Raw genomic sequence first — 26,192 nt, 5'->3', positions numbered from 1 at the left:
CTTCCTGTCGGACAGCGGAACTGCTACGTGTCACCAGGGTCTCGGCCACCCGTGGGGTTGCCGGGTCCTGGCTTCGTGGTCGTCGGCTTGGTGCCCGACGGCGGGCACGGCAGGATGCCGCAGTTGCCGTTGTCCGGGTCGGTCGTCTTGGTCGGCGGCGTCCGCGTCGGCTCGGTGGTGGTCGTGTTCGTCTGCGTGCTCGGAGCGGTGTTCGACACCGGCGGCTTGGACGGCGGCGGCGGGTTGAAGTTGCCGAGCGGCCTGGGCTTCGCGAACGACTCCTTCTGGTAGCCGTCCAGCGCGACGTCCATGAACTTCTTCCAGATCAGACCGGGCAGGCCCGAGCCGAAGACCGGCCTGCCCGACCGGTCCCTGATCGGCTGGTCGCCCTTGTCCTTGCCGACCCACACGGAGGTGGACAGCTGCGGCGTGTAGCCGACCATCCAGGCCTTCGAGTTCTGGTCCTTGCTCTCGGGGAGCTCGTGCGTACCGGTCTTGCCGGCGCAGGGGCGGCTCGCCGCGCACGCGATCTTGCCGGTCGGGATCTCCTTCAACGTCTCGGTGACGTTGTCGGCGATGTCGCGGCTCTTCTCCTCGACCGGGTCGAACGCCGGCGTGCTCTTGTCCACGTGCTGGTAGAGCAGGTCGCCGTTCGGCGCCTCGATCTTCGTCACGAAGAACGGCGGGCGGTACATGCCGCGGGCGGCGAAGGTCGCGTACGCCGAGGCCATGTCGAACGGACGGACGCGGGCGTTGTCCGCGCCGATGGAGATACCGGTGTTGGGCGGACCGCCGCCTTCGCCGACGAGCGTCTGGAACGGCTTGCCGTCGTACGGCACCGTCTCCGGGATGCCGGCCGCGTGGGCCGCGTCCGCGACCGCCTTGGGGCCGGTGTCGTTCGCCACCATGTCGTAGAACACGGTGTTGAGCGACTCCTTCATGGCCTGCTTGATCGGGCACTGCGGGCCGCAGGTGCTGCTGGAGGCGTTGCGGATCTCGACGCCGGCGATCTTGCGCGGCGAGGTGCCGTCGTAGGTGTCGCCGATGCCCTTGCCGATCTTCAGGGCCGCCACGAGGTCGAACGGCTTGAACGACGAGCCGGCCTCCTGGATCGTGCCCTTCGCGTAGTCGATGCCCTTCAGACCGTCCTTGCCCGGGTAGTACGCCCGGACCGCGCCCGTGGTCGGGTCGATCGCGCTGAGCGAGGTGCGCAGTTCGGGGTCCTCGCCGTTCATCACGGCGTTGACCGCTTCGACCGCGGCGTTCTGCATCTTCGGGTCGACCGTCGTGTGGACGGTGACGCCGACCTTCTGCGCGCGCTCCATGGTCAGGCCGACCATGTCGCTGTCGATCTCGTTCTGGACCTGCTGGCTCACGCGGGCGAGCGGACCCTCGAGGCTCTGCGGCTGGGTCTCCTCGAACGGCAGCGGGACCGGGACCTTCTGGGCGTCGTAGTAGGCCTGGTCGATCCAGCCCTTCTGGAGCATCTGCCCCATCACGAACTCCCAGCGCCCCTGCGCGTGGTCCTTGTCCTCGGAGTACGACGGCAGCTGGATCATGCCCGCGATGTAGGCGGCCTCGGAAGGAGTGAGGTCCTTCATCTCCTTCTTGTAGTAGACCTGGGCGGCGGCCTTCATGCCGTTCGCGCCACGACCGAAGTACACCGTGTTGAGGTACGCGGTGAGGATCGTGTTGTGGTCCGACTCGTTGCTCATCTTGTAGGCCTTGACGAGCTCGGTGAACTTGCGGGTCAGCGTCGCTTCTTCTTTGCCCGTGGCCTTCTTGATGTACTGCTGGGTCAGGCCGGAACCACCCGAGCTGCCGCCGGTCGCCTGGATCCACACGGCGCGGACGATGGCCTTCGCGTCGAAGCCGGGGTTCTCGTAGAAGTTCGCGTCCTCCGCGGCGAGCACCGCGTGCTTGACGTTGTCCGGGATCTCCTCGTAGGTCAGCATCGTGCGGTTCTGACCGGGCGAGGTGATCTTGCCCATCTCCGAGCCGTCGGAGTACTTCAGCGTGATCGTCTTGTCCTGGTCGGCCGCGATCTCGTCCGGGCGCGGCCAGTTCACGAGCGGGTACGCCACGGCGACGGCGATCACCGGACCGAGGATCATCAGTCCGAGCGCGACGAAGGCACCGATCCGGACGCGCTTCCAGATCTTCTTCTTGCGCAGGCGGCGCTCCTCCTCCTCGGTGAGCTCCGGCTCGTCGTCGTCGTAGTACTCGTCGTCGTCGACCGGTGCGCCGGCGAGCAGGAACTCGTCGTCGGGCTCGCGGTGGGTCAGCAGGTCGGGTTCGCGCTGCGCCGGCGGCCGGTTGACCGGGGGCAGCTGCGTGGTCCGCTCCTCACCGGGCTTGCGCGGGGGAACGCCGGGGCGACCGGGACCACCCTGCGGGCCGGCGGGACCACCGGGGCCACCGGGGCGGCGGGCGCCGGGAGGCGGTGGGACCGGCATGCCACCGGGCGGCGTGGGCGGACGACCGCCGGGACCGCCTGGACCCTGACCACCGGGACCACCAGGACCTTGACCGCCGGGGCTGCCGGGACCAGGTGCACCGGGACCGCCCTGCGGACGGCCGGGACCACCCTGAGGCCCGCCAGGGGCGCCCTGGGGTCCGCCTGGTCCGTTCGGGCGGCGTGGGGGCTGCTGCTGTGGGAAACCACCGGGCGGCGTGCCACCCTGGGGAGGGCGTGCGAAACCGCCGGGCGGAGTGCCCGGTCGCGGCTGATTCGGGGCATCGCGCCTGCCGCCGTCCGGGTCGTCCCCGGTCGGCCACTGCGGCTCGCCGCCGCGCTGCCTGTCATCATGCTGGTCGTTCACGTGAAAAGGCCTCCCAGACCGGCGTGCATCAGCACACGGTTCGGTGGTCGTACTTCGTTCGCAGCAGGCTCACCGGTGGTTCACTCCGCCGCAGTCCTCCTGCGTGGCTTTTCCAGCCCACGCTTCCCCAGGACGTATGACTGCACCAGGTGGTTCCAACTGCATGTGCGACAGACTTCCACCACGTACACGGTGAACTCGTCGAAGAGGGTTGCCATGCGCGCGAGTTCTTCAGCTGTGCGGGCCGAGCCGGTCGCGTGCTTCAGCTCGTCACCGTAGACCCACGACACGTGGGTCAGCGGTTCCTTGCGGCACACCGGGCACGGCACGTCCGTCTGCGTGCCGTGAAACTTCGCAGCTCGGAGCAGGTAGGGGCTCGCGTCGCAGACCTCCATGGTGCCCGTCCGGCCGGAGTAGACCTCGGCCAGCAGCGCACGCCGCTGCAGCGAGTAGTCCACGACCTGCCGTTGGGTCAACACGTGACCAGAGTACGTGCCGAGTCCTTTCCGATGATGGGCCGTTCAGGGCAGCAGGGTCCGAGGCGGTATCACGGTGTGCCACATCCCACAACGAAGAGGGGTCCGCGATGTATCGCGTCGATATAATCACCTCACCTATCGGTGCAGGTGCGAGGAGGTGACTCGTGTTCGAGTTCGCGCTGCTCGGCCTGCTGCACGAGGCGCCCATGCACGGCTACGAGCTGCGCAAGCGCTTGCACGACCTGCTCGGAGCGTTTCGCGCGTTCTCCTACGGATCGCTGTACCCAACACTGCGGCGACTCCAGCGTGCGGGCCTGATCGTGGAGGAAGGGCCGGAGGAGTCGGCCCTTGCTTGGGGACGTCGGGCGCGCAAGGTCTACAAGCTCACTCCGGAAGGCAAGGAGAGGTTCGCCGACATGCTCGTCAACGCGGGTCCGCAGACCTGGGACGACGACTCGTTCGGCGTGCACCTGGCGTTCTTCTCGCGGACGCCGGCCGACGTCAGGATCCGGATCCTGGAAGGCCGGCGGCGGTGTGTCGAGGAACGCAGGGAGGGGCTGCGGGAGCGGCTCACGCGCACGGGTGAGCAGATCGACCGCTACACCCGTGAGCTGCACCGGCTGGGCCTGGAGGGCACGGAGCGCGAGGTGCGGTGGCTCAACGAGCTCATCGCGCACGAACAGTCCGAGCAGGACGAGTAGTACTCACCGTTGATCAAGGAGGACTGGGCAATGGGCGGAAATCGCCGCACCGTTCGCGTGGCCATCGTCGGGGTTGGCAACTGCGCGGCGTCGCTGGTGCAGGGCGTCCACTACTACCGGGACGCCGACCCGAGCACCCGCGTGCCCGGCCTGATGCACGTGCAGTTCGGCGACTACCACGTGCGCGACGTCGAGTTCGTCGCCGCGTTCGACGTCGACGCGAAGAAGGTCGGTGTCGACCTGGCCGAGGCGATCGTGGCCAGCCAGAACAACACGATCAAGATCGCGGACGTGCCGCCGCTGGGCGTGGTCGTGCAGCGCGGGCACACGTTCGACGGTCTCGGCCGCTTCTACCGCGAGACGATCGAGGAGTCCGACTCCGAGCCGGTCGACGTGGTCGCGGCGCTGCGCGAGGCCGAGGTCGACGTGCTGGTCTCGTACCTGCCCGTGGGCTCGGAGGAGGCCGACCGCTTCTACGCCCAGTGCGCGATCGACGCGGGTGTGGCGTTCGTCAACGCCCTGCCGGTGTTCATCGCCTCGGACCCGGAGTGGGCCGAGAAGTTCCGCGCGGCCGGCGTGCCGATCGTGGGTGACGACATCAAGTCGCAGGTCGGCGCCACCATCACGCACCGCGTGCTGGCCAAGCTCTTCGAGGACCGCGGCGTCCAGCTCGACCGCACCATGCAGCTGAACGTGGGCGGCAACATGGACTTCCTCAACATGAAGGAGCTGGAGCGCCTGGAGTCCAAGAAGGTCTCCAAGACCCAGTCCGTCACCTCGCAGCTGTCCCGCGACATCGGCAAGGACAACGTCCACATCGGCCCGTCCGACTACGTGGCGTGGCTCGACGACCGCAAGTGGGCGTACGTGCGCCTCGAAGGCCGCGCGTTCGGCGACGTGCCGCTGAACCTGGAGTACAAGCTGGAGGTCTGGGACTCCCCGAACTCCGCGGGCATCATCATCGACGCCGTGCGCGCCGCGAAGATCGCCCTGGACCGCGGTGTCGGCGGCCCGATCCTCTCGGCGTCGTCGTACTTCATGAAGTCCCCGCCCGTGCAGTACTCGGACTCCGAGGCCCACGCGGCCGTCGAGGCCTTCATCCGCGGCGAGTGATGTCCGGTCGTCTGCAAGTACCACCAACACGGGTGTTGGTGGTACTTGCAGACGCCGTTCAGCGCTTCGAGAGGCGCAGCCTCTGCCAGGTGCCGTCCGCGGTCCACCCGCCGTCCACCGGCAACGCCACCCCGTTGACGTACTTCGAGCCGTCACCCGCGAGGAACCGCACGGCCTGCGCGATGTCGTCCGGCGCCGCGAACCGCCCCATCGGCACGTGGTCCGTGATGTCGTCGTCCACGTAGTACCCGCCGGCCTGCGACTCGACGTCCATCTCCGTCTTGACCCAGCCGGGGCACACCGCGTTGACCCTGATCCCCCGCCCGCCCCACTCGACGGCGAGCGTGCGCGTCAACCCGATCAACCCGTGCTTCGTCGTGTTGTACGCCGCCCGGTCCGCCACCCCCTGCAACCCGGCGACGGACGCGATGTTGACGACACTGCCGCTGCGCTGCGCGAGCATCACCTTGCCCAGCGCCTGCGTGAGCAGGAACGGTCCGGTCAGGTTGACCGCCATGATCTGCTGCCACTGCTCCAGCGTGGTGTCCTCGAACGGCACGATGCCGGCGATCCCCGCGTTGTTGACCAGCACGTCCACCCGCCCGTAGGTGCTCGTGACGTGCTCGGTGAGGCGCTGCACGTCCTGGGCGTCGGCGACGTTGCCGACGATCCCGCCCTCGCTCTCCCGCAGGTCGAACCCGACGACGGTGAACCCGTCCGCGCGCAGCACCTCGGCGATGCTCCGGCCCATGCCCTGCGCCGTGCCGGTCACCACAGCCACTCGTTGCGTCATGAGCGCGAGGCTAGGCACCGCGCGGGCGCGGCGGGAGATGTGCGCACTGTGGTCTGGTGCTCAGCACCAGTCTTCGCGGCCGGTTACGCGAGCGCGTCCGGCAGGTCGGAGATCGACTCCAGCACCGTCACCTGGGCCAGCACGTCCTCCGCAGGCGGGAAGTGCGGGTTCGGCACGGCCAGCACGGTCATCCCGGCCGCCAGCGCGGCCTTCAACCCGTTCGTCGAGTCCTCCACGGCATAGCAACGAGCCGGGTCGACGCCCAACCGCGAAGCCGCCAGCAGGTACACGTCCGGCGACGGCTTCCCGGCGGCGCAGGACTCCGACGACACCGCCACGGGCACCGGCAACCCGGTCACGTCCAGGAACACCCTGATCAGCACGGCCGGCGCGGACGAGGCGATCGCCACCGGGAAACGGGACGCCACCGAGCGGACCGCGTCCACGGCGCCGGGGATCACCGGCAGGTGCGCCGCGTAGGCCTTCTCCATCTCCGCGATCACCCCGGCGGAGGCCTCGTCCGCCGACAGCCGGACGCCCAGCGACACCAGGTAGGCGCCCCACTCGGGTGTCGACATGCCCTGCATCGCCCTGGTCGCCTCGGCGGTCCACGTGCCGCCGTGCGCCGCCGCGAATGCCCGGCGCACCTCGTCCCACACCTGCTCGGAGTCGATCAGCACGCCGTCGAGGTCGAAGATCACCGCTTCCACGACTAGAACCGTACTGTGACGCGTTGTACTTCGCTATGCTAAGTAAATCTGTTAGGGTAGCTAAGTGAATTTCAAGGCTCAGCCCAAACAGGTGTGGATCACTGCTTTCGCAGCCGTGATCGCCTTCATGGGGATCGGGCTCGTGGACCCGATCCTGTTGTCCATCGCAGAGGGTCTGCACGCAACACCGTCGCAGGTCACCCTCCTCTTCTCCTCCTACCTCGGCGTGCAGGTCGTGGCGATGCTCTTCACGGGCGCGGCGACGGCGCGGTTCGGGGCCAAGCGCACGCTCGTCGGCGGGCTCGCGCTGATCGTGGTCGCCACGCTGGCGTGTTCGGCGGCGGGGAGCATCGGTCAGCTCGTCGGTCTCCGCGCGGTCTGGGGGCTCGGCAACGCGTTCTTCATCGCGACCGCGCTCAGCGTCATCGTCGGTGCGGCCAGCGGCGGGCAGAAGGGGGCGATCCTGCTCTACGAGGCCGCGCTCGGGCTCGGTTTGAGCGTCGGGCCGCTGCTCGGGGCGTTGCTCGGCAGCTTCTCGTGGCGCGGGCCGTTCCTCGGCACCGCCGTCCTCATGGCCGTCGCACTGGTCCTTTGTGCAACGTTCCTGGCTCGGGACGCGCACCACGAACGCCAGAAGATCGGCGTGCTCGACCCGCTCAAGGCGCTGCGGCACCCCGTTCTGCTGCGCACCTCCATCGGCGCGGCGCTCTACACGGCCGCGTTCTTCACGGTCCTGGCGTGGTCGCCGTTCGTGCTGCAGTGGGGTGCCGTCGAGATCGGGCTCATCTTCTTCGGCTGGGGCGTGTGCGTCGCCGTCTCCAGCGTCTTCCTCGCGCCGCGGCTCGCGGACCGCTTCGGTGAGAAGAGCGCGGTCATCGGGTCGGTGCTCGCGTTCGCCGCGCTGATGCTGCTGATGGCGGTGCCGAGCAAGCCGCTGCTGGTGGTCGCCGTGATCGTCAGCGGTGTCGTCAGCGGGCTGCTGAACACGCTGTTCACCGGTGCCGCGATGAGCGTCAGCGACGCGCCGCGGCCGGTGGCGAGCGCCGGGTACAACTTCCTGCGCTGGCTCGGTGGCGCGCTGGCGGCGACGTTCGTCAGCCACCTCGCGCAGCCGTTCGTCGTCGCGGCGGTGCTGTGCGCAGGCGCGGCGGTGCTGCTGGCGTTCAACCGCACGGACACGCACGAGGTACCGACGGAAGTCGTGATTGCCGGTGAGCAGCTAGTCGGTTAACGAAGGGTGAACTACGGTCGGTCGCGGTTCCCGAACCGACCGTAGGAGGCCCCCACCATGATCCCTCTGCCGCTCGTCAACCACCGGATCGGCAGAGCAGCGGTGACATGCGAGTACCGCTGCGGGGACGCGTGCTTCCACGACGTCCCGAACACCTCCGGCAACCCCTACTTCGGCGACCTCGTCAGCCGCCGCACCGCCCTCAGGGCCGGTGCCGTGGTCGCCGCCGCCGCGACGGTCGCACTGCCCGCGACCGCTGCCGCCGCCGCTGACGACGTTGTCACCACCGCCGCCCAGCCCGAGGCGCAGGGACACCGCCCGCCCAGGGGCCTCGACTTCACGCCGGTCGAGGTCAACACCAAGGACGAGGTCGTCGTCCCGGAGGGGTACGAGCAGGCGGTCGTGATCCGCTGGGGCGACCCGCTGTTCCCCGGCGTCCCCGACTTCGACTTCGACGACCAGACCGCCGCGAAGCAGGAGAAGCAGTTCGGCTTCAACTGCGACTTCGCCGCGATCCTGCCGCTGGACCCGCTGGAGCTGAGCGGGATCATGGTCACGAACCACGAGTACACCAGCGAGCCGTTCATGTTCCGCGGCTACGACCCGAACAACCCCACCGAGGAGCAGGTCAAGATCGCCTGGGCCGCGCACGGCCTGTCGGTGTTCATGATCAAGCGGTCGTACTTCTCCGGCCACTACCGGCCGCGGTTCAGCAGGTACAACCGCCGCATCACCCTCAACACGCCGTTCGAGGTGCGCGGCCCGGTCGCCGGCAGCGACCTGTTGAAGACCTCCGCCGACCCCACCGGCAGGAAGGTCCTCGGCACGATCAACAACTGCTCCGGAGGCGTCACGCCGTGGGGCACGATCCTGTCCGGCGAGGAGAACTTCAACCAGTACTTCGCCAACGCCGCCACCCGCAACGACCCGCGGCTGAGCCGCTACGGCGTCACCGGCACGGCGACCACGCGCAAGTGGGAGCGCTTCGACAAGCGCTGGGACCTCGCGCAGGAACCCAACGAGGTCAACAGGTTCGGCTGGGTCATCGAGCTCGACCCGCACGACCCGGACTCGACGCCGGTCAAGCACACGCACCTCGGCCGCTTCAAGCACGAGACCGCGAACATCCGCGTCGCCGAGGACGGCCGCGTGGTCGCGTACTCCGGTGACGACGAGCGGTTCGAGTACATCTACAAGTTCGTCTCCACCGGGAAGATGAAGCCCGGCAAGAGCAAGGCCGCGCGCCGGCACAACATGACGCTGCTCGACGACGGCACGCTCTACGTCGCGCGGTTCACCGGCGACAGCCCGGTCTCGGAGATCGACGGCACCGGCAAGCTGCCCAGCGACGGCAGGTTCGACGGCACCGGCGAGTGGATTCCGCTGGCCGCGGGCACCAGGTCGTTCGTGCCGGGCATGACCGCCGAGGAGGTGTACGTCTTCACGCGCATCGCGGCGGACAAGGTCGGCGCGACGAAGATGGACCGCCCCGAGGACATCGAATGCCACCCGCGCACCGGCACCGTCTACTGCGCGCTCAGCAACAACGTCGAACGCGGCGTCACCCCCGGCAGGGAGGGCGCGACCGAGCCGAACCCGCGCGTGAACAACCGGCACGGGCAGGTGCTGGAGCTGACCGAGCGCAAGGGCGACGCGCTCGCGCTGACGTTCGACTGGGACCTGTTCCTGGTCTGCGGCTTCCCCGAGGACCCGAACACGTACTTCGGCGGGTACGACAAGTCCCAGGTCAGCCCGATCTCCAGTCCGGACAACGTGGCGTTCGACCGCTTCGGCAACCTGTGGATCTCCACGGACGCCGACGGCAAGCTCAACGGGCTGAACGACGGCCTCTACGGCGTGCCGCTGGAGGGTCCGGAACGCGGTCACCTCAAGCTGTTCCTCACGGTCCCGCGCGGCGCCGAGACGTGCGGCCCGGTGATCGGCGAGCGGGTCATCACCGTGTGCGTGCAGCACCCCGGTGAGGTGGACGGCGCGAGCGCCGACAAGCCCGTCTCGAACTGGCCGGACCGCGGTACGAGCCGGCCGCGCCCGTCGGTCGTCGCTGTGTGGCGCAAGGGCCGTCGTCAGCTCGGTGAGATCGGCTGATCACCCTGCGTGCCGTGGTCTTTCGGGAGTAGTACGAGTTCGCCTGCCGTTCACCTGCTGGACGGCGGGCGATCTCGTTGGGCTCTTAGGTTCGGCCAGTTCCCACACTGACCGATCTCGGAGGCCTGCGTGTCCTCACCCACCGATCGGGGCCGCCGCCTGCTGCCCCTGCTCCCGACGAACCACCCGCTCGGGCGTCAGGCCGTCACCTGCGAGTTCCGCTGCGGCAACGCGTGTGCGCACGAGGCGCCCAACTCGTCGCGCAACGCCTACTTCGGCGACGTCGTCAAGGAGGTCGTGAGCCGCCGCGGCATGCTGAAGGCGGGTGCGGTCGTCGCCGCCGCCGGTGCCGGCGCGCTGGCGTTCTCCGGTGCGGCCGCCGCTGCCCCGGCGCACACCGGCGCCGAGGCCCTCGGCCGCGGCCACGGCGGTGGCAAGGACCCCGGCGGCCTCAACTTCGAGCCGGTGGCGCCCAACACCCTCGACCAGCTCAGCGTTCCGCAGGGGTTCCAGCAGGACGTCGTCATCCGCTGGGGTGACGCGGTGCTGGACGACGCGCCGAAGTTCGACTTCGACAACCAGACGCCGGAGGCGCAGGCCAAGCAGTTCGGCTTCAACAACGACTTCTGCGGCCTCGTCCCGGTGCCGGGCGACCCCAACAGCTGGCTCATGGTGAGCAACCACGAGTACACGACCGAGTCGTTCATGTTCAAGGACTGGTCGTCCACGACGATCACCGAGAAGCACGCCAAGATCGCGTGGGCCGCGCACGGCCTGTCGGTCGTGATGGTCGACCGCGACCCGCGCACCGGCCGGCTCTTCGTCTGCCCGGACGACAAGAAGAAGTACAACCGCCGCATCACCCTCACCACGCCGTTCGAGGTGAAGGGCCCGGCCGCCGGCTCGAAGCACCTGAGGACCTCCGCCGACCCGACCGGCCGCAGGGTGCTGGGCACGCAGAACAACTGCGCCGGTGGCGTCACGCCGTGGGGCACGATCCTGTCCGGCGAGGAGAACTTCAACCAGTACTTCGCCAACGGCGGCACCGTGACCGACCCGGACGCGAAGGCCAAGTTCGCCCGCTACGGCATCAGCGGCGGCGCGACCCTGCGCCAGTGGGAGCGCTTCGACAAGCGCTTCGACCTGGCCCAGGAACCCAACGAGGCCAACCGCTTCGGCTGGATCGTCGAGATCGACCCGCTGGACAAGAACTCGACGCCGGTCAAGCACACCGCGCTCGGCCGCTTCAAGCACGAGGGCGCGAACGTCATCGTCGCCAAGGACGGCCGCGTGGTCGCGTACATGGGCGACGACGAGCGCTTCGACTACATGTACAAGTTCGTCTCCGACGAGAAGATGCAGAAGGGCCAGTCGAAGCGCGCCCGCGAGCACAACAAGCAGTTGCTGGACAAGGGAACGCTCTACGTCGCGCGCTTCTCCGGCGACAGCCCGGCCGCCGAGATCGACGGCACCGGCAAGCTCCCCGCAGACGGCGAGTTCGACGGCACCGGCGAGTGGATCCCGCTGGCGCACAACGACAGGTCGTTCGTGCCCGGCTTCACCGCCGAGGAGGTCTACGTCTTCACGCGCCTGGCCGCCGACAAGGTGGGCGCCACGAAGATGGACCGCCCGGAGGACGTCGAGCCCTCGACGCACAACCGCCGGATCTACGCCGCGCTCACCAACAACACCGACCGCGGCAAGGCCGGCAAGGAGGGCCCGACCGAGATCAACCCGCGCAACGGCAACAAGCACGGCCACGTGCTGGAGATCGAGGAGCGCCGCAGCGACAACACGGCGACCACGTTCTCGTGGAAGCTGCTGCTGGTCTGCGGTGACCCCAACGACCCCGGCACGTACTTCGGCGGGTTCGACAAGTCCCAGGTCAGCGCGATCTCCTGCCCGGACAACGTCGCGTTCGACACGCACGGCAACCTGTGGATCTCCACGGACGGCAACGCGCTGGGCTCCAACGACGGCCTGTTCGCGGTGCCGGTCGAGGGCAAGCGCCGCGGTCAGGTGAAGCAGTTCCTCACCGTGCCGCGGGGTGCGGAGACGTGCGGCCCGGTCATCACCGAGGACTTCGTCCTGGTGTCGGTGCAGCACCCCGGTGAGATCGACGGGGCGTCGGCGAACAACCCGCTGTCGCACTGGCCGGACGGCGGCACGTCCCAGCCGCGTCCGTCCGTCGCGGTGGTGTGGCGCAAGGACCGTCGCAAGATCTGCGACTGACCCGAGGCCGACCGGTGCGGCCACCCGTCCCGTGACGGGTGGCCGTGCCACCGGCTGAGACGGTACTGAACCGGCCCGTAGCCCACGGTGTGATGAAACGTGCTGGCTTGGTCCTGGTCTCGTCGACCCTCCTGGGCATCCTCGCGGGAGGCGTGGGCTCCACCGCCGCGCCGACCCCGGACCTCCTCGGTGACTCCGCCGTGCGGACCGCACCCGCGGTCCAGGTCCCGCCCGGTCACCGGCTCGCCGCCAAGTTCTACGCCAAGGGCGTGCAGACCTACAGCTGCACGGCAGGTGCGTGGAAGGGCCTGGAACCCGCCGCCACCCTGGCCGACCGGCTCGGCCGGGCCGTGGGCCTGCACAGCCGCGGCCCGATCTGGGTGTCCACCGTGGACGGCAGCGCGGTCGAGGCCGCCCCGGTCGACGGTGCCCGCAACGAGGTGCAGGGCGCTGTTCCCGAACTGTTGCTGCAGGCCAAGTCCACCAGGGGCACCGGCGTGTTCTCCGGCGTCAGCTACGTGCAGCGGCTCGCCACCAAGGGCGGCGTCGCACCCGCGGGCGGCTGCACCGAGGGCGCCCAGACGTCCGTGCACTACGAGGCGCTCTACACCTTCTCCGTGCCCGCCCGCTGAACCAGCGCCACCACCGCTGCGCTGACCATCGTGATGCCGACGACCCACAGGCCGGTCTTCTGCGTCCCGGTGAGGTCGCGCAGCCACCCGGTGACGTAGGGCGCGGCGAACCCGCTCACGTTGCCCAGCGAGTTGATCAACGCGATCCCGCCGGCCGCCGCCGTGCCGCCCAGGAAGCTCGTGGGCAGCGCCCAGAACGTGGGCAGGGCGGCGCAGACGCCGATGGCGCACACCGAGACCGCCACCATCGCCGCGACGGGGTGCTCCAGGTGCAGCGCCACGGGGATCGCCGCGCCACCGAGCAGCATCGGCGCGGCGACGTGCCACTTCCGCTCCCCGGTGCGGTCGCCGTGCCTGGCCCACAGGACCATGGCGACCGCGCCGAGGACGTACGGGATGGCGTTGATCAGCCCGCGTTCGACGACGCCCGCACCCGGCGCGAGGCCCTTGATGATCGTCGGCAGGAAGAACCCCAGCGTGTACAGGCCGTACACGATGCCGAAGTACACGAAGCTCAACGCCAGGATTCGCGGGTGCGTGAGCGCCTTGCGCAGCGGCCAGTGCTCCTCCGCGGGCTGCTCGACGGCCTCCTCCGGCTTGTCCGGCAGCCAGAACCAGGTGACGAACGCCAGCGCGATGGCGGGCAGCCCCTCGACCAGGAACATCGTGCGCCAGTCCGTCCACTGGATCAGCAGCCCGCTGAGCGTGGCGCCCAGCGCCGTCGAGATCGGCACCGCGACCATGAACATCGCGACGACCTTCGCCCGGTCCTCCTGCGGGTACCAGTACGTCAGGTACAGGATGATCCCGGGGAAGAACCCGGCCTCCGCCACACCCAGCAGGAACCGCAGCACGATCAGCACGGTCCCGTTGGGCACGAACGCCATCGCGCTCGCCAGCACACCCCAGCTGATCATGATCCGCGCGATCCACCTGCGGGCGCCGAACCGGTGCAGCGCCAGGTTGCTGGGCACCTCCAGCAGCAGGTAGCCGAGGAAGAACACGCCGGAGGCGAACCCGAACACCGTCGCGGTGAGCTGGAGCTCCTCCGACATGCCGTTCGGCCCCGCGAACCCGATGTTGACCCGGTCCAGGTAGTTGATGAAGTAGAGCAGGCACAGGTACGGCAGGATCAGCTTCTTCGGCACTACAGTTCCCCCATGACTGATCGTCCGGTCGCCCTCGTCACCGGGGCCTCCAGCGGAATCGGCTCGGCCATCGCCAGAAGTCTGGCCCCGACCCACGACCTGTTGCTAGGCGGACGCGACGAAACGTCCCTCTCGCTGCTCGCCGCCGAGCTCCCAGGAGCGCAGGCCTGGCCGTTCGACCTGACGAACACCGCCTCCGCCGACCTCGGCGCGCTCCCCCGCCTGGACGTGCTGGTCCACAGCGCCGGCGTGGCGGTCCTCGGCCCGCTCGCCGAGGCCACGGAGGACGACTGGCGCAAGACCTTCGAGGTCAACGTCTTCGCCGTCGCCGCGCTGACGCAGCTGCTGCTGCCCCGGCTCCGCGAAGCCTCCGGCCAGGTCGTGCTGATCAACTCCGGCGCCGGTCTGCGCGTCAACCCGGGCTGGGGCGTCTACGCGGCCTCGAAGTTCGCACTCCGCGCCTACGCCGACGCCCTGCGCGCCGACGAGCCCGCACTGCGCGTGACCTCGGTCTTCCCCGGCCGCACGGACACGCCGATGCAGCAGGGCGTGCGGCGCCAGGAGGGCGGCGACTACGACGCCACCCAGTACCTGGACGCGGCCTCGGTGGGGCGGGCGGTGGCGTCGGCCGTGCTGGCCACGCCGGACGCCCACATCACCGAGCTGGTCCTCCGTCCACAGCCCCGCTGAAGTTGTCCACAGGATTGTCAACACCCTGTGGCTAGTGGCTGACGCTCTGTGAGAAAGCTTGGTTCGTCAACTGAGGATCGACTGATCAAGCGCATGCGAGTAGGGCGCAAAGAGATTTCTCTGCGCCCTCGCTCTGCTATAGTTGCTTTTGTTGATACGCTGCGCCGGCTGTGGTTGGCCGACCTGTTCCAACTGTTGTCCCAGTTGGAACAGGCTAAAGAAAGAGGCCTTCCAGCCACTCGTAGATGCGGCGCCCGACTCCATGGGCGAAGCCGCCCCCGAGTCCTGTCGCCCACCACCATCTACCTGAGGTGGAGTTCGACGCTGACCTGGGCGAGGGCAGTCTTCCGCGCTTGTGTCTTTTCTTGTTCAATAACATCTCCTTGTTTTTGGGATAGCAAAGAGCGCGGATACGATGGGACGCATCCGCGCTCTTTGCGATGACAAAACCATATCACTCGGTGGGGCTTGCCGTCAACCTTTCGTGATGTATCGGAGCGCATTCCGCAAGCGCTGGATCTAGCTGCATAAATGGCCTTCAGGCGCCCGAAGAGAGTGCGAATGAAGTCAGGCGCTCCGGAGTCGCTGCGCGACCGCCGTCACGCCGGCCTGCGCCTCCTGCCGGTCCACCCGCGTCGACTCCCCACCGGTGACGACGTGGTCGCCCGCCACCCACACGTCCGTGACCCGGCGCGAGCCCGCCGCCCAGACCAGGTTCGCCAGCAGTTGGTCGTCCGACGCGTCCAGCCCGGTCGCGAACGCGGGGTCGTCGGCGTCGACGTGCACGACGTCGGCCCAGCGGCCGGTCTCCAGTGCGCCGATGTCGTCGCGGCTCAACGCGTCGGCGCCGCCGCGGGTGGCCATCAGCAGCGCCTGCGCGGCGCCGAGTGCGGTGGCGTCCATGGCCGAGGCGCGGGCGAAGAGGGCGGCGAGGCGGGCCGCGGCGAGGAGGTCGAGGTCGTCGCTCGACGCGGGGCCGTCGGTGCCGAGGCCGACGTGCACGCCGGCGGTCAGCAGGTCGCGGACCCGTGCGATGCCCGAGGCCAGCTTCGCGTTCGAGGCGGGGCAGTGGGCCACGCCGACGCCGAACGACGCGTACAGGGCGATGTCGTCGTCGGACAGGTGGACCGAGTGCGCGGACAGCACGCGGCCGCCGAGCACGTCCGAGGCCTTCAGCAGCGCCGGCACCGAACCGAACTCGGCGCGGGCGGCCTCGTCCTCGAACGGCGACTCGGCCACGTGCACCATGAACAGCGCGCCGCGGGCCCGTGCCTCCTGCGCGATCGCCGTCAGCTGCGGGGCCGACAGCGTGTAGGCGGAGTGCGGCCCGTAGGCCAGCTCGACCCGCTCACCGGGGCCGAAGCGCAGGCCGTCGGCGTCGATCCAGGCGGAGATCTCGCCGGTCAGCGCCTTCCAGTCCATGCCGGGCACGTCGAGGATCGCCCCGCCGAACACCACCCGCGAGCCGGCCGCCAGCACCGACGACACCAGCTCGGGACCGTGGAAGTACATCTCGGCCGAGGTCGTCACGCCGTGCCGCAGCATCTCCACGGCGCCCAGCAGCATGCCGGTGCCGATGTCCGCCGGCGTCATCCGCGCCTCGTTCGGCCACATCTGCTCCTGCAGCCAGCGCAGCAGCGGCAGGTCGGAGCCCAGACCGCGCAGCACCGTCATCGGGCTGTGCGCGTGGGTGTTCACCAGACCGGGCATCAGGATGCCGGACAACGAACGGACCTCGCCGTCGAAGGCGGGCGCGTCCGAGAGCGGGCCCACGTGGGTGATGCGGCCGTCGACCACGTCCACGACCGCGTCGCGCAGGACGGAGCAGGACGGGTCGCAGGGCAGGACCACGGGGGCGTGCAGACGCAGTGACATGCGGAGGATCCTGCCATTGTGATGCCGATCACAAACATGCATAGGTGGGCGAAGTGGGGGAATCCCGTCCCTGTCGGGCGCGGGCCGACCCCCAGGGTCCGCCCCGACCAAAAACTTCACCCCATCCAAGGGGCCCGTCGCGTCGCGCGACGGGCCTTTTGTGCATCCCGCGCAACCGCGGGTGCGGCCCCGGCGTCACTTGATCATGTCGAAGAAGCCGTGCACGTCCCGTGGAGACCTCCGGCGCGCACAGAAGCCCGCCACCCCCAAGCCGCCCACCCGGCGCTGAGTTGGCATGATCACCTCGCACGGGTACGGGCGTGATCATGCGGAGGCATCAGTGGCCGACATCGACCCACAGAACGACGACCAGCTCACCGATGTCGAGATGACGCAGGAGTTCGACGTCATCCGCGACGACAGCTGAGCTAGCTGATCGGCAGCTCGGCGCGGACCGTCCACCCCGTCGGTTCGCGTCGGCCTGCGGAGAACGTCCCGCCGAGCAGCTCCACCCGCTCGCGCATCCCCACGATCCCGTAACCGCCCGACCCTCCGACGGGAACGCCGGAGGCGACGCCGTCGTCCGCCACGCCCAGCCGCAGCACACCGTCGCCGGAGGACAGTTCCACGTCCACTGAGGACACAGCGGCGGCGTGCTTCCTGGTGTTGGTCAACGACTCCTGCACCAGCCGCAGCACGGACCGCGCGAGCTCCTGCGGCACCGCGTCCCGCAGGTCGAACGACAGCCGCACCGGCAGCTCCGACTCCTCCGCCAGCGCGCGCACGTCGTCCTCCAGCGACGAGGACGCGGCCGGTCCGGTGGACGTCCCGTCCCGCATCGTCCCGACCAGGCGCCGCATCGCCGTCAACGCCTCCGCGCCGGACGCGGCGATGGACGGCAGCACGTCGACCTCGCGGTTCACCTGCCCGGCCTGGGCGTGCACCACGATCGCCGTCACGTAGTGCGCCACCACGTCGTGCAGCTCGCGCGCCAACGCCATCCGCTCGGCGTTCTGGGCGGCGGCGACGGACGCCGCCAGCTGGGATGCGCGTTCGTTGTCGCGGGCGCGGAAGTACAGGCCGGTGCCGACCGCGAGGACGAGCATGATGGTGGCGCCGAACAGGTACGACGTCGGGTCCGGCCGCCACTCGCGGTACTCGGTGGCCGACACGACCGGCCACCCCAGCACCTCCGCCGTGATGACCGCCGCGATGACCAGCAGCGTGCCCGCGACCGCACGCCAGGAGGAGCCTTCCCGCACGAGGATCGCGATGGTCGCCATCGCGGCACCGGTGACCGAGATGTTCACGCCGCTGACGAAGAAGTGCGGCTCGAACGCCACACCGAGGAACCGCAGGTACAGGGCGGTGCAGACGACCGCGAAGGCCAGCGCCAGCGCCGCGTCGAACGGCCGGCGCGGCGCGAGCACCGCGATCGCGCAGACGACCAGCACGCCGGGGACCTGCCACCAGCCGAGGTCGGTGGTGATCGAGCCGGTCTCGGCGATGACGATGCCGGTGAGCGAGAGCGCCAGCGGCCACTGGCGTTTGGCGAGCAACCGCCAGTTCAGATCCGTGCTCTCCACCCGGTACACGGTAAAGCCGGAGGTCTGATCCCGCGTCCGACCGGGGTCTGGGACGCCATCAGCCAGAAGGCTGAGTGGGCGACCTGCGGAAATACCCTCACGGCGGATGCCGGATCACGCCCCGGTCACGGACTCTGGAGGAGCTGAAGTCGGGGAACGGAGGACGTCGTGTTGTCAGTCGTGTTCACCTGGGCCGCCGCTGTGGTCGGTCTGCTGGTCCTTGCCCTCATGGCCCTGTCGGGCGTGCTGATCGACTCCAAGCACTAGGTGCGCGACCAGCGTGTGGTGGGGAAGTCAGACGCTGGTCAGGGAGTTCTGCTGGCGCAGCAGCTCGGCCAGCCTGCTGGTCGGCTGCGGACGCGTCTCGTCCACCGCGGCGGTGAAGCGCGCCGGAGCACCGGTCCGTGCGCGCGCCGCGGCAGCCGGGTCCAGCCGGAAGGCCGGACGGGCCGCGGACGGGCGCTGGCGCGAGCGCAGCCAGGCGAGCCGGTGCAGCGCCTCCGCGTGGTGGTCCGTGATCGTGACGGCCGCCTGGTCGAACGAGTGCAGCACTGCCGCGTTCAGGTGAACGGTCGCGAAGTCCCGCCACAGCGTGCGTTCGGACGAGGTGTCGAGGCCCATCGCCTCCGCCACCACGCGCGCCACCCCGTAGGCGCCTTCCTCCGCCAGTGACCGGGTGCCGATCTCCGCGCCGACGAACCACGAGTTGAACGGCGCCGCCGGGTAGTGCACGCCGCCGATCGACAGCCGCATGTTCGAGATCACCGGCACCGCGTGCCAGCGCAGCCCCATCTCGCCGAACCACGGCAGCGTCGGGTGCTCCAGCGGCACCTCGTGCACGACCTCGGGCGGCAACGTGAACAGCCGCGGCCCCTCGTGCTGCGTCTCCACCACCAGCGGCAGCACGTCGAACCGCGACCTGCGGGCCGGCGGCCGCCACCCCATGCCCTGCGCGGTCTCGGTGAACTGGGCGTAGCGCCGGTCGCCGGTGCCGTCGGCGTACCCGGCGTACCGGATCAGCTGCTCGTTCCAGATCACCGGCCCCGGCGAGCCGGGCGCGTCCGGCGCGAAGACGGTCACCAGCGGCCGGATCTCACCGCCGTTCGTCGCCAGCCGCAGGTGTTCCACGCACTCGCCCGCCACCGCGGCGGCGTTGCGGTAGCCGCGCAGGTCGCGGACCTTGAGCCGCCGCCACGGCACCCCGGAGGTGCACCAGCCGGAGTCGCGCAACGCGATCCGCGCGCCGTAGGCGAGCTCGTGGGTGGTGTGGCGGTAGGTTCCGGTCTCGGCGATCTCGGCGCGCACCTGAGCGATGCGGGCGGACAACGAGCCTGCGTCGGAGTGCGCCGCGTGGAACATGCGGACGAACTCCTCCGCGACGGGGAGGACGTCGGGGGTCACGGAGCGAGAACCTAATTCCGCGACGGCCTCACGCGTCACTGCCACTCGGGGCACATCGGGTGATCAACACCTGCCACCTGATCGGGTGACAGCAGGACCCGCAGTGGTGAACGCCGCAGCTTGAGACCTCGATCAGGTGAGGTCGTTCCGCTTGAACATCAGGTCGTGCGACACGCGCCCCTCGTTCACGGCCCGCTGCTCGAACTTCGTGACCGGCCGCCAGTCCGGCCGCGGCGCCCAGCCGTCGTACACGTTCGTCAGCAGCCGCTCGCCGGAGCACACCGCGAGCATCTGCTCCGCGTAGTTCTCCCAGTCGGTGGCGAGGTGCAGCACGCCACCCGGCTCCAGCCGCGAGGCCAGCAGCGCCACGAACTCGGGCTGCACCAGGCGGCGCTTGTGGTGCTTCTTCTTCGGCCACGGGTCCGGGAAGAAGATCCGCACGCCGTGCAACGACGCGGGTGCCACGTGGTCGGTCAGCAGGTCGACGGCGTCACCGCGCAGCACGCGCAGGTTGTCGAGCCCGCCCAGGTGCTCGGCGCGCAGCAGCAGCTGGGCCAGACCGGGCTTGTAGACCTCGACGGCGACGTAGTTCAGCTCGGGCGCGGCGGCCACGAGCTGGGAGGTGGTCTCGCCCATGCCGGAACCGATCTCCAGCAGGACGGGTGCGGGACGACCGAACCACGACGTGAAGTCGAGCGGCCCCTCGGGCAGCGTCTTCACGTCGTGGCCGAGCTTCTCCCAATGGGTGTCCCAGGCACGCTCCTGCCCCACGGTCATGCGCTCGCCGCGCTGCACGAAGCTGACGATGGAACGGTGGTGCTCAGGCCTGGTCACGACCGGACAGCCTAGGCGATGAGCTCGATGTCCTCGATTTGCGCACGCAGGTCGGCGACGGTGAAGTCGATCGGCTGGGCCTGGCCGGGACCCCGGTGCGCCGGCACCAGGTGGATCCAGCCGCGGTGGGAGTCGGTGAACTGGACGGTGGTGGGTGTCGCCGGACCGTAGACACCGGTTTCGGAGGGGACGTACTCCCAGTAACCGACCTCGCCGAAGTCGGCCCACGGCACGTACACCCAGCCGGGGCGGGACGACAGGAGCTCGGTGACGGCGTCCTCGACGGCGTGACCCTCGGCGCGGGACCGGAGTCTGCCCCGGTCGAGCGCGCGCAGCCACCAGGGTGCAGGTGCGTCCTCGACGTCTCGAACGGACCGGTACATCGCGAGGACCTGGTTTTCGTCGCCCTTGTTCACCCACGACTTGCGTGCGTCTGCAGGGGACAGAGCGAGATCAAGAGAGTTGGGCGCCTCGAGCGCACTAGCCCATTCGAGGCCGAGCATTGCTTCGACACGAACCACTGGCCACCTCCGGCCTCGGGATAACCCCATTGAACGCCAACTCAAACGTGAGGGATGTCCGAATAGTGGTGTTTCACGGGTTGTTAACACCACTATTACGCTGAGTGTGACCCCGGGCACGTTGCGCCGCGCAGCGGAAACACGATGTACCCGACGTGCCACTGCTCCCCGCTCTCGCCGTCGTGCTGCCGTTGCTGCTCGCCGCGCAGACGATCGAGGAGCAGGAGTGGCACCTCGACGCGCTCGACGTCTACAGCGCGCAGGCCCAGACCCGCGGCGACGGCGTGATCGTCGGCGTGATCGACTCCGGTGTCGACGCGAGGCACCCGGACCTGGTCGGACGCGTCCTGCCGGGCACCGGTTTCGGCAGCTCCAAGGGCACCGACGGCACCACCGACACCGACGGGCACGGCACCGCCATGGCCGCGATCATCGCGGGGACCGGTCGCAACGGCGGTGCCCTCGGCATCGCGCCCGGCGCGAAGGTCCTCCCCGTCGCGAGCGCGGAGAAGACGCAGTTCGCGCTCGACGTCGTGGCCGAGAGCATCCGGTGGGCCACCGACCACGGCGCCAAGGTGATCAACCTGTCGCTGGGCTTCACCGGCTCGACGACGCCGGGCCTCGTCCGTGCCGTGAACTACGCGGTGGAGAAGGACGTCGTCCTCGTCGCCGCGACCGGCAACGAGGGCAAGGCGGTCTCGGCGCCCGCGAACATCGGCGGCGTGATCGCGGTCGCGGGCACGAACCGCACCGGTCAGCCGTGGAAGTCCTCCAACGTCGGTGCGGGCACCGTGCTCGCCGCGCCCGCCGAGGGCATCGTCACCGCCGCGCCGGAGAGCGTGTACTCCAGCGGCTACGCCGAGATGGACGGCACGAGCGCGGCGTCGGCGATCGTGGCCGGTGCCGCGGCGCTGGTGCGGGCCAAGCACCCGGACATGGCGGCCAAGGACGTCGTCAACGCGCTGATCAGGACCGCGAAGGACGTCGACGTGCCCGGCCGCGACGACCGGACCGGTTTCGGCCTGGTCGACCCGGCCGCCGCCGTCGCGGCCCAGCTGCCGCCGGTGGAGCGCAACCCGCTGCTGCCGCCGCCCGCGCCGTCGACCGACCCGGCGCCGGCCGCGGTGGCGCAGGAACGGGTCGCGCAGCAGGTCGTCGTGAAGGACCGGCTGCCGTTCGTCGCCGGCACCGCCGGCGGCGTCGCGCTGCTCACGGCGTTGCTGATCGCGCTGCCCACCGCCCGGTCGCGCCGCCGCCCGCAGCCGGAACGGGTCAGTGCGCCTGGTACTCCACCGACTCCTTGGTGAGCTGCATGAACGCGTCCTCCAGCGACCCGCGCTGAGGGCTGAGCTCGTGCAGCACGACCTGGTGCTCCGCGGCGAGCTCACCGATCTGCTGCGCCGGGATGCCCTGCACCACCAGCGCTCCGCTCGCCGGGTCGTCGGTGACCGTCGCGTGCGCCGCGAGGACCTCGCGCAGCTTCGCGGCGTGCGGCGACCGCACCCGGACGGTGTCCTGGGTCGCGTCGGCGATGAACTGCTCGGTGGTGGTCTGCGCGATCAGCCGGCCGCGGCCGATCACGATGAGGTCCTGCGCGGTCTGCGCCATCTCCGAGAGCAGGTGGCTCGACACGAACACCGTGCGGCCCTCGTCCGCGAGCCGGTGCATGAACTGCCGGATCCACAGGATGCCCTCGGGGTCCAGGCCGTTGACCGGCTCGTCGAACAGCAGCACCTCGGGGTCGCCGAGCAGCGCGCCCGCGATGCCGAGCCGCTGCGACATGCCGAGCGAGAAGCCGCCCGCGTTCTTGTGCGCGACCTCGGTGAGGCCGACGACCTCCAGCACCTCGCCGACCCGGCTGACCGGGATCTTGTTGGAGACCGCGAGCCACTTCAGGTGCGAGCGGGCGGACCGGTTGGGGTGCACCCACTTCGCGTCGAGCAGCGCGCCGACCTTGCGCAGCGGCTGCTTGAGCTGGGCGTAGTGCTTGCCGTCGATCGTGACGTCGCCCCCGGTGGGGGTGTCGAGGCCGAGGATCATCCGCATCGTCGTGGACTTGCCCGCGCCGTTCGGTCCGAGGAAACCGGTCACGCGGCCCGGTCGGACGGTGAACGACAGGTCGTCGACGGCCTTGGTGCTGCCGTAGTGCTTGCGCAACCGCACTGCCTCGATCATGGCCTCTCCTGTTCGCTGGAAGAACTGACCGGGACGCAGGTCGCCCCCGACGGATGACCTGCGTCCCGCTCCCCCTTTACCTGGAACCGGTCACGCGTCCCGGCGCTTCGCGACGATCAGCGCGACCACCAGCAACGCGACCGCGATGCCGGCGAAGTAGGCCAGCGACCCCCACTGGCTGAGCTTGAAGTCGATGCCCGCCCCGCCCTGCTCCGGGCTCTCCGCGCCCATGGAGAGGAAGTGGGTGGCGTTCGTGAACGGCAGCCAGGCCTGGATCTTGATGCCGACCTTGGGGATGAACCCGATCAGGCCTTCCGCGGCCATCTGCCAGACGAGCAGGATCGAGACCGCACCGGCGGTCTGGCGGACCATGATCCCCACGGCGATCGCGATGACCGCGCCGATGGCGTAGACGAGGCCGACCCCGGCGACGTGCCGCCACTCCGCGGCCGTGTTGATCGCCAGGTCGGAGCCCGACGACAGCAGCTTCGCGATGCCCACCGAGCCGAAGGCGATGACCTCGCCGAGCACACCGGCGATGAACGCGACCACGACGGTCTTCGCGACGAGCGCCGACGTGCGGTTCGGCACCGCGAGGAAGGTCGAGCGGATGGTGCCGAAGCGGTACTCGGTGGTGACCGCGATCGCCGCCATCACCAGCACCACCGCGATGGCGAGCTGGGCGCTGCCGATCTGGGTCAGACCGAGCGACACCTGGCCCTCGCTGGCCGCGGCGATGATCGCGGTGAGGCCCACGCCCAGCACGATGGCGAGTGCGCTGCACCAGTACGGCGAGCGGGTCGAGAAGAGCTTGATCCGTTCGACTGCCAACAGGGTCATCAGACTCACTTCCCGATCTCTGCGTGGTACTCGACAGCATCGCCGGTCAACTGCATGAACGCCTCTTCGAGCGAACCGCGCTGCGGGCTCAGCTCGTGCAGCACCACACCGTTCGCCGCCGCGATGTCACCGATCTGGTCACTGGTGGCACCCGATACGGACAACGCCCCGTCGGCGCCGTCACGAACCGTGAAGCCCTTGTCCACGAGCAGCGGGCCGAGCTTCGACAGCTGCGGGCTGCGCACGAGCACGGAGTTGCCGGTCGAGCGGTCGATGAACTCCTGCGTGGTGCTCTGCGTGATCAGCTTCCCCCGGCCGATCACGACGAGCTCGCTGGCCGTCAGGGCCATCTCCGACAGCAGGTGGCTCGACACGAGGACCGTGCGGCCCTCGGCGGCCAGGTTCTGCATGAACGTGCGGATCCAGAGGATGCCCTCGGGGTCCAGGCCGTTCACCGGCTCGTCGAACAGCAGCACCCCCGGGTCACCGAGCAGTGCCCCGGCGATCCCCAGCCGCTGCGACATGCCGAGCGAGAACCCACCGGCCTTCTTGCCCGCCACCTGCGTCAGGCCCACGGCGTCGAGCACCGCGTCCACGCGCCCGTCCGGCAGCCCGTTGGACTTCGCGAGCCAGCGCAGGTGAGCCCGCGCACTCCGGTTGGGGTGCACCCACTTCGCGTCGAGCAGCGCCCCGACCGTCCGCAGTGGACGGTTCAGCTCCGCGTAGGGCTTGCCGTCGATCAGCACGCGGCCTGCCGTCGGACGGTCGAGCCCCAGGATCATGCGCATCGTGGTCGACTTGCCGGCACCGTTCGGACCGAGGAAGCCGGTCACCCGTCCAGGGTGGACGGTGAACGACAGGTCGTCGACCGCGACCGTCCTGCCGTATCTCTTGGTGAGGCCGATTGCCTCGATCATGGTGTCGTCCCCTCTTCGTGATGGGACAACTCTCCTGCGGCGAGGGGTGCCACCACATCGCCCTGCGGTCTGCGCGTGCGTCAACTTCCGTCGTCCGGTGGCGCTACCTCGGTCGTAGTTGAATGAGCCACATGGGATACACGGATGCTCCCGAAGGCTGGTGGCGTGAGTTCGTGCTGGCCACGCCGGCCCGCACCGGCAAGCTCGCGGTCACCCGCAAGGACGGCTCACCGCACATCGCGCCGGTGTGGGTCGACCTCGACGGCCCCGACCTCGTCTTCCTGACCGCGCGCGACACGGTCAAGGGCAAGTCGATCCTGCGCGACGGCCGGGTGGCCCTGTGCTTCGACGACGAGACGCCGCCGTTCAACTTCGTCACCATCACCGGCCGGGCCGTGACCGACGAGGACCCCGAGCAGCTGAGGTACTGGGCAGGCCGGACCGCCGCCCGCTACATGGGCGACGACCAGGCCGACGCCTACGCCGAGCGCAACGGAGTGCCCGGCGAGATGGTCGTCCGCGTGAAGGTGGACAAGGTCGTGGCCAAGACGAACGTGGCAACCTGACCCCTTGCTCGCAGATGCCGTGGAAGCTAGGCCGGGAAGAAGCGGGTCAGCGCCTGTGCGGCACCGTCTTCCAGGACGGTGCCGGTCACCTCGTCGGCCGCCGCCTGCACGACCGCCGGTGCCTGGCCCATCGCGATCCCGCGTGCCGCCCACCGCAGCATCTCGACGTCGTTGGAGCCGTCCCCGATCGCCAGCGTGTCCGCGGCGTCGACCCCCAGCGACTTCCGCAGGTCCTCCAGCGCCCAGCCCTTCGTGACGCCCGGTGGCACCGCGGTCAGCCACGCCTCGGTGTGGTCGACGCTCCACGAGACGCCGGGCAGCTCCAGCTCCCGCACGGCGAACGCCAGCTCGGCCGGGGTGTGGTCGAGCCAGCGCATCACCAGTCGCGGGGTCGGTGTGGCCGCGAGCTCCTCGAAGGTCGCCTGCGTCGTCTCGCCCCACAGGTCGTGCGGCAGGAAGCTGCCGAGCGAGAGGTTGCCGACGCCGGTCTGCTCGACCGCGAACACCGAACCGGGCAGCAGCGCCTGCAACGTCCTGATCGTCGGGCCCGGTTCGAACGTCGTGCGCCGGGTGATCTCCGCCGTCGCCGGGTCCCACCACACCGCGCCGTTCGAGCACAGCGCGAGGGAGACCGGCAGCTGCGGGGCGACCGGGGTGGTGCCGATGAGGCTGCGGCCGGTGCACAGGACCACGTGCGTGCCGTGGCCTGCCGCACGGGTGACGGCGGCTTTCACGGCGGGTGAGACGTCGTTCGAGCCGACTCCGGTGAGGGTTCCGTCGATGTCCAGCGCAACCAGGTGCGGTCTCCAGTTCACGTGGA

General features: G+C 69.7%; 24 protein-coding genes. 10 read left to right on the top strand and 14 right to left on the bottom strand.

Annotated features, from left to right (window positions below; all coding sequences use genetic code 11):
- Positions 1–23 precede the first annotated feature (23 nt).
- Together ACZ7CD_RS03715 and ACZ7CD_RS03710 are read right to left on the bottom strand one after the other, a co-directional pair.
- Positions 24–2,456 carry a transglycosylase domain-containing protein gene (locus ACZ7CD_RS03715; protein WP_470378266.1) on the bottom strand — a complete coding sequence of 811 codons (2,433 nt, stop codon included), beginning with the start codon at positions 2,454–2,456 and terminating at the stop codon, positions 24–26.
- A gap of 446 nt (positions 2,457–2,902) precedes the next feature.
- Positions 2,903–3,301: a DUF5318 domain-containing protein gene (locus tag ACZ7CD_RS03710; RefSeq protein WP_360393909.1), complete on the bottom strand. Its 399-nt coding sequence runs from the start codon at positions 3,299–3,301 to the stop codon at positions 2,903–2,905.
- A gap of 164 nt (positions 3,302–3,465) precedes the next feature.
- Between ACZ7CD_RS03710 and ACZ7CD_RS03705 the strand changes: the two genes are divergently transcribed.
- Together ACZ7CD_RS03705 and ACZ7CD_RS03700 are read left to right on the top strand one after the other, a co-directional pair.
- Positions 3,466–4,002 carry a PadR family transcriptional regulator gene (locus tag ACZ7CD_RS03705; RefSeq protein ID WP_360393912.1) on the top strand — a complete coding sequence of 179 codons (537 nt, stop codon included), beginning with the start codon at positions 3,466–3,468 and terminating at the stop codon, positions 4,000–4,002.
- 30 nt (positions 4,003–4,032) lie between these two features.
- Positions 4,033–5,115 carry an inositol-3-phosphate synthase gene (locus tag ACZ7CD_RS03700; protein ID WP_360393915.1) on the top strand — a complete coding sequence of 361 codons (1,083 nt, stop codon included), beginning with the start codon at positions 4,033–4,035 and terminating at the stop codon, positions 5,113–5,115.
- Positions 5,116–5,173: 58 nt separating this feature from the next.
- Here the strand turns inward: ACZ7CD_RS03700 and ACZ7CD_RS03695 are convergent, their stop codons facing one another.
- A complete protein-coding gene (locus ACZ7CD_RS03695; RefSeq protein WP_360393918.1) occupies positions 5,174–5,908 on the bottom strand; it encodes an SDR family NAD(P)-dependent oxidoreductase in 735 nt (244 codons plus the stop codon).
- An 83-nt stretch (positions 5,909–5,991) separates the two neighbouring features.
- Positions 5,992–6,618: an HAD family hydrolase gene (locus tag ACZ7CD_RS03690; protein ID WP_360393925.1), complete on the bottom strand. Its 627-nt coding sequence runs from the start codon at positions 6,616–6,618 to the stop codon at positions 5,992–5,994.
- A gap of 64 nt (positions 6,619–6,682) precedes the next feature.
- On the opposite strand from ACZ7CD_RS03690, the gene ACZ7CD_RS03685 reads away from it, so the two are divergent.
- The 4 genes from ACZ7CD_RS03685 (at position 6,683) to ACZ7CD_RS03670 (ending at position 12,819) form a co-directional block, all read left to right on the top strand.
- Positions 6,683–7,849 (top strand): MFS transporter, encoded by a 1,167-nt coding sequence (locus ACZ7CD_RS03685; protein ID WP_360393928.1) that lies wholly within the window; start codon positions 6,683–6,685, stop codon positions 7,847–7,849.
- A gap of 57 nt (positions 7,850–7,906) precedes the next feature.
- On the top strand, positions 7,907–9,955 hold the full coding sequence (locus tag ACZ7CD_RS03680; RefSeq protein ID WP_360393930.1) for a PhoX family protein: 2,049 nt from the start codon (positions 7,907–7,909) through the stop codon (positions 9,953–9,955).
- Between the two features lie 129 nt (positions 9,956–10,084).
- On the top strand, positions 10,085–12,187 hold the full coding sequence (locus ACZ7CD_RS03675) for a PhoX family protein (protein WP_470378265.1): 2,103 nt from the start codon (positions 10,085–10,087) through the stop codon (positions 12,185–12,187).
- A 92-nt stretch (positions 12,188–12,279) separates the two neighbouring features.
- Entirely contained in the window at positions 12,280–12,819 is a 540-nt protein-coding gene (locus ACZ7CD_RS03670; RefSeq protein ID WP_360393936.1) for a DUF3455 domain-containing protein, read from the top strand.
- Here the strand turns inward: ACZ7CD_RS03670 and ACZ7CD_RS03665 are convergent.
- The gene (locus ACZ7CD_RS03665; RefSeq protein ID WP_360393939.1) at positions 12,792–13,967 is read right to left on the bottom strand and encodes an MFS transporter; all 1,176 of its coding nucleotides are present in this window, start codon (positions 13,965–13,967) and stop codon (positions 12,792–12,794) included. The two genes, ACZ7CD_RS03670 and ACZ7CD_RS03665, sit on opposite strands and share 28 nt — an antisense overlap.
- Before the next feature lie 12 nt (positions 13,968–13,979).
- On the opposite strand from ACZ7CD_RS03665, the gene ACZ7CD_RS03660 reads away from it, so the two are divergent.
- On the top strand, positions 13,980–14,657 hold the full coding sequence (locus ACZ7CD_RS03660; protein ID WP_360393941.1) for an SDR family oxidoreductase: 678 nt from the start codon (positions 13,980–13,982) through the stop codon (positions 14,655–14,657).
- Between the two features lie 567 nt (positions 14,658–15,224).
- On the opposite strand, the gene ACZ7CD_RS03655 is transcribed toward ACZ7CD_RS03660, so the two are convergent.
- Positions 15,225–16,532, bottom strand: a complete 1,308-nt coding sequence (locus ACZ7CD_RS03655; RefSeq protein ID WP_470378264.1) for an amidohydrolase family protein — start codon at positions 16,530–16,532, stop codon at positions 15,225–15,227.
- Positions 16,533–16,827: 295 nt separating this feature from the next.
- Here ACZ7CD_RS03655 and ACZ7CD_RS03650 point away from each other — a divergent pair, with 295 nt between their 5' ends.
- On the top strand, positions 16,828–16,959 hold the full coding sequence (locus ACZ7CD_RS03650; protein ID WP_360393946.1) for a hypothetical protein: 132 nt from the start codon (positions 16,828–16,830) through the stop codon (positions 16,957–16,959).
- A gap of 1 nt (position 16,960) precedes the next feature.
- Here ACZ7CD_RS03650 and ACZ7CD_RS03645 read toward each other — a convergent pair whose 3' ends face one another.
- The 4 genes from ACZ7CD_RS03645 to ACZ7CD_RS03630 form a co-directional block, all read right to left on the bottom strand.
- On the bottom strand, positions 16,961–18,118 hold the full coding sequence (locus ACZ7CD_RS03645; protein WP_458429875.1) for a sensor histidine kinase: 1,158 nt from the start codon (positions 18,116–18,118) through the stop codon (positions 16,961–16,963).
- A gap of 294 nt (positions 18,119–18,412) precedes the next feature.
- Positions 18,413–19,519 carry a nitric oxide synthase oxygenase gene (locus tag ACZ7CD_RS03640; protein ID WP_470369775.1) on the bottom strand — a complete coding sequence of 369 codons (1,107 nt, stop codon included), beginning with the start codon at positions 19,517–19,519 and terminating at the stop codon, positions 18,413–18,415.
- A gap of 132 nt (positions 19,520–19,651) precedes the next feature.
- Positions 19,652–20,296, bottom strand: a complete 645-nt coding sequence (gene trmB / locus ACZ7CD_RS03635; RefSeq protein ID WP_360394809.1) for a tRNA (guanosine(46)-N7)-methyltransferase TrmB — start codon at positions 20,294–20,296, stop codon at positions 19,652–19,654.
- 68 nt (positions 20,297–20,364) lie between these two features.
- On the bottom strand, positions 20,365–20,769 hold the full coding sequence (locus ACZ7CD_RS03630; RefSeq protein WP_360393953.1) for a hypothetical protein: 405 nt from the start codon (positions 20,767–20,769) through the stop codon (positions 20,365–20,367).
- Positions 20,770–21,029: 260 nt separating this feature from the next.
- On the opposite strand from ACZ7CD_RS03630, the gene ACZ7CD_RS03625 reads away from it, so the two are divergent.
- On the top strand, positions 21,030–22,181 hold the full coding sequence (locus ACZ7CD_RS03625) for a S8 family serine peptidase (protein WP_458429878.1): 1,152 nt from the start codon (positions 21,030–21,032) through the stop codon (positions 22,179–22,181).
- Here ACZ7CD_RS03625 and ACZ7CD_RS03620 read toward each other — a convergent pair.
- The 3 genes from ACZ7CD_RS03620 to ACZ7CD_RS03610 form a co-directional block, all read right to left on the bottom strand.
- Complete coding sequence (locus ACZ7CD_RS03620) at positions 22,147–23,049, bottom strand: ABC transporter ATP-binding protein (protein ID WP_470369776.1); 903 nt, start codon at positions 23,047–23,049, stop codon at positions 22,147–22,149. The two genes, ACZ7CD_RS03625 and ACZ7CD_RS03620, sit on opposite strands and share 35 nt — an antisense overlap.
- 90 nt (positions 23,050–23,139) lie before the next feature.
- Positions 23,140–23,889 carry a hypothetical protein gene (locus ACZ7CD_RS03615; protein ID WP_458429879.1) on the bottom strand — a complete coding sequence of 250 codons (750 nt, stop codon included), beginning with the start codon at positions 23,887–23,889 and terminating at the stop codon, positions 23,140–23,142.
- A gap of 5 nt (positions 23,890–23,894) precedes the next feature.
- A complete protein-coding gene (locus ACZ7CD_RS03610) occupies positions 23,895–24,806 on the bottom strand; it encodes an ABC transporter ATP-binding protein (RefSeq protein WP_360393964.1) in 912 nt (303 codons plus the stop codon).
- A gap of 131 nt (positions 24,807–24,937) precedes the next feature.
- Between ACZ7CD_RS03610 and ACZ7CD_RS03605 the strand changes: the two genes are divergently transcribed.
- The gene (locus ACZ7CD_RS03605) at positions 24,938–25,372 is read left to right on the top strand and encodes a PPOX class F420-dependent oxidoreductase (RefSeq protein WP_360393967.1); all 435 of its coding nucleotides are present in this window, start codon (positions 24,938–24,940) and stop codon (positions 25,370–25,372) included.
- 26 nt (positions 25,373–25,398) lie between these two features.
- Here ACZ7CD_RS03605 and ACZ7CD_RS03600 read toward each other — a convergent pair whose 3' ends face one another.
- The gene (locus tag ACZ7CD_RS03600; protein WP_470369777.1) at positions 25,399–26,187 is read right to left on the bottom strand and encodes an HAD family hydrolase; all 789 of its coding nucleotides are present in this window, start codon (positions 26,185–26,187) and stop codon (positions 25,399–25,401) included.
- Positions 26,188–26,192 lie beyond the last annotated feature (5 nt).

This window comes from Lentzea sp. NPDC036949 (genome assembly GCF_055608075.1).
Note: the sequence above shows the minus strand (reverse complement) of the source record. Positions and strands in the feature narration are given on the sequence as shown.

Coding starts and splice junctions, on each gene's coding strand:
- ACZ7CD_RS03650 (WP_360393946.1), top strand. CDS start 16,828: ATGATCACCTCGCACGGGTACGGGCGTGATCATGCGGAGGCATCAGTG.
- ACZ7CD_RS03660 (WP_360393941.1), top strand. CDS start 13,980: ATGACTGATCGTCCGGTCGCCCTCGTCACCGGGGCCTCCAGCGGAATC.
- ACZ7CD_RS03655 (WP_470378264.1), bottom strand. CDS start 16,532: ATGTCACTGCGTCTGCACGCCCCCGTGGTCCTGCCCTGCGACCCGTCC.
- ACZ7CD_RS03715 (WP_470378266.1), bottom strand. CDS start 2,456: ATGCCGGTCCCACCGCCTCCCGGCGCCCGCCGCCCCGGTGGCCCCGGT.
- ACZ7CD_RS03605 (WP_360393967.1), top strand. CDS start 24,938: ATGGGATACACGGATGCTCCCGAAGGCTGGTGGCGTGAGTTCGTGCTG.
- ACZ7CD_RS03615 (WP_458429879.1), bottom strand. CDS start 23,889: ATGACCCTGTTGGCAGTCGAACGGATCAAGCTCTTCTCGACCCGCTCG.
- ACZ7CD_RS03620 (WP_470369776.1), bottom strand. CDS start 23,049: ATGATCGAGGCAGTGCGGTTGCGCAAGCACTACGGCAGCACCAAGGCC.
- ACZ7CD_RS03670 (WP_360393936.1), top strand. CDS start 12,280: ATGAAACGTGCTGGCTTGGTCCTGGTCTCGTCGACCCTCCTGGGCATC.
- ACZ7CD_RS03680 (WP_360393930.1), top strand. CDS start 7,907: ATGATCCCTCTGCCGCTCGTCAACCACCGGATCGGCAGAGCAGCGGTG.
- ACZ7CD_RS03695 (WP_360393918.1), bottom strand. CDS start 5,908: ATGACGCAACGAGTGGCTGTGGTGACCGGCACGGCGCAGGGCATGGGC.
- trmB (WP_360394809.1), bottom strand. CDS start 20,296: ATGACCGTGGGGCAGGAGCGTGCCTGGGACACCCATTGGGAGAAGCTC.
- ACZ7CD_RS03700 (WP_360393915.1), top strand. CDS start 4,033: ATGGGCGGAAATCGCCGCACCGTTCGCGTGGCCATCGTCGGGGTTGGC.
- ACZ7CD_RS03610 (WP_360393964.1), bottom strand. CDS start 24,806: ATGATCGAGGCAATCGGCCTCACCAAGAGATACGGCAGGACGGTCGCG.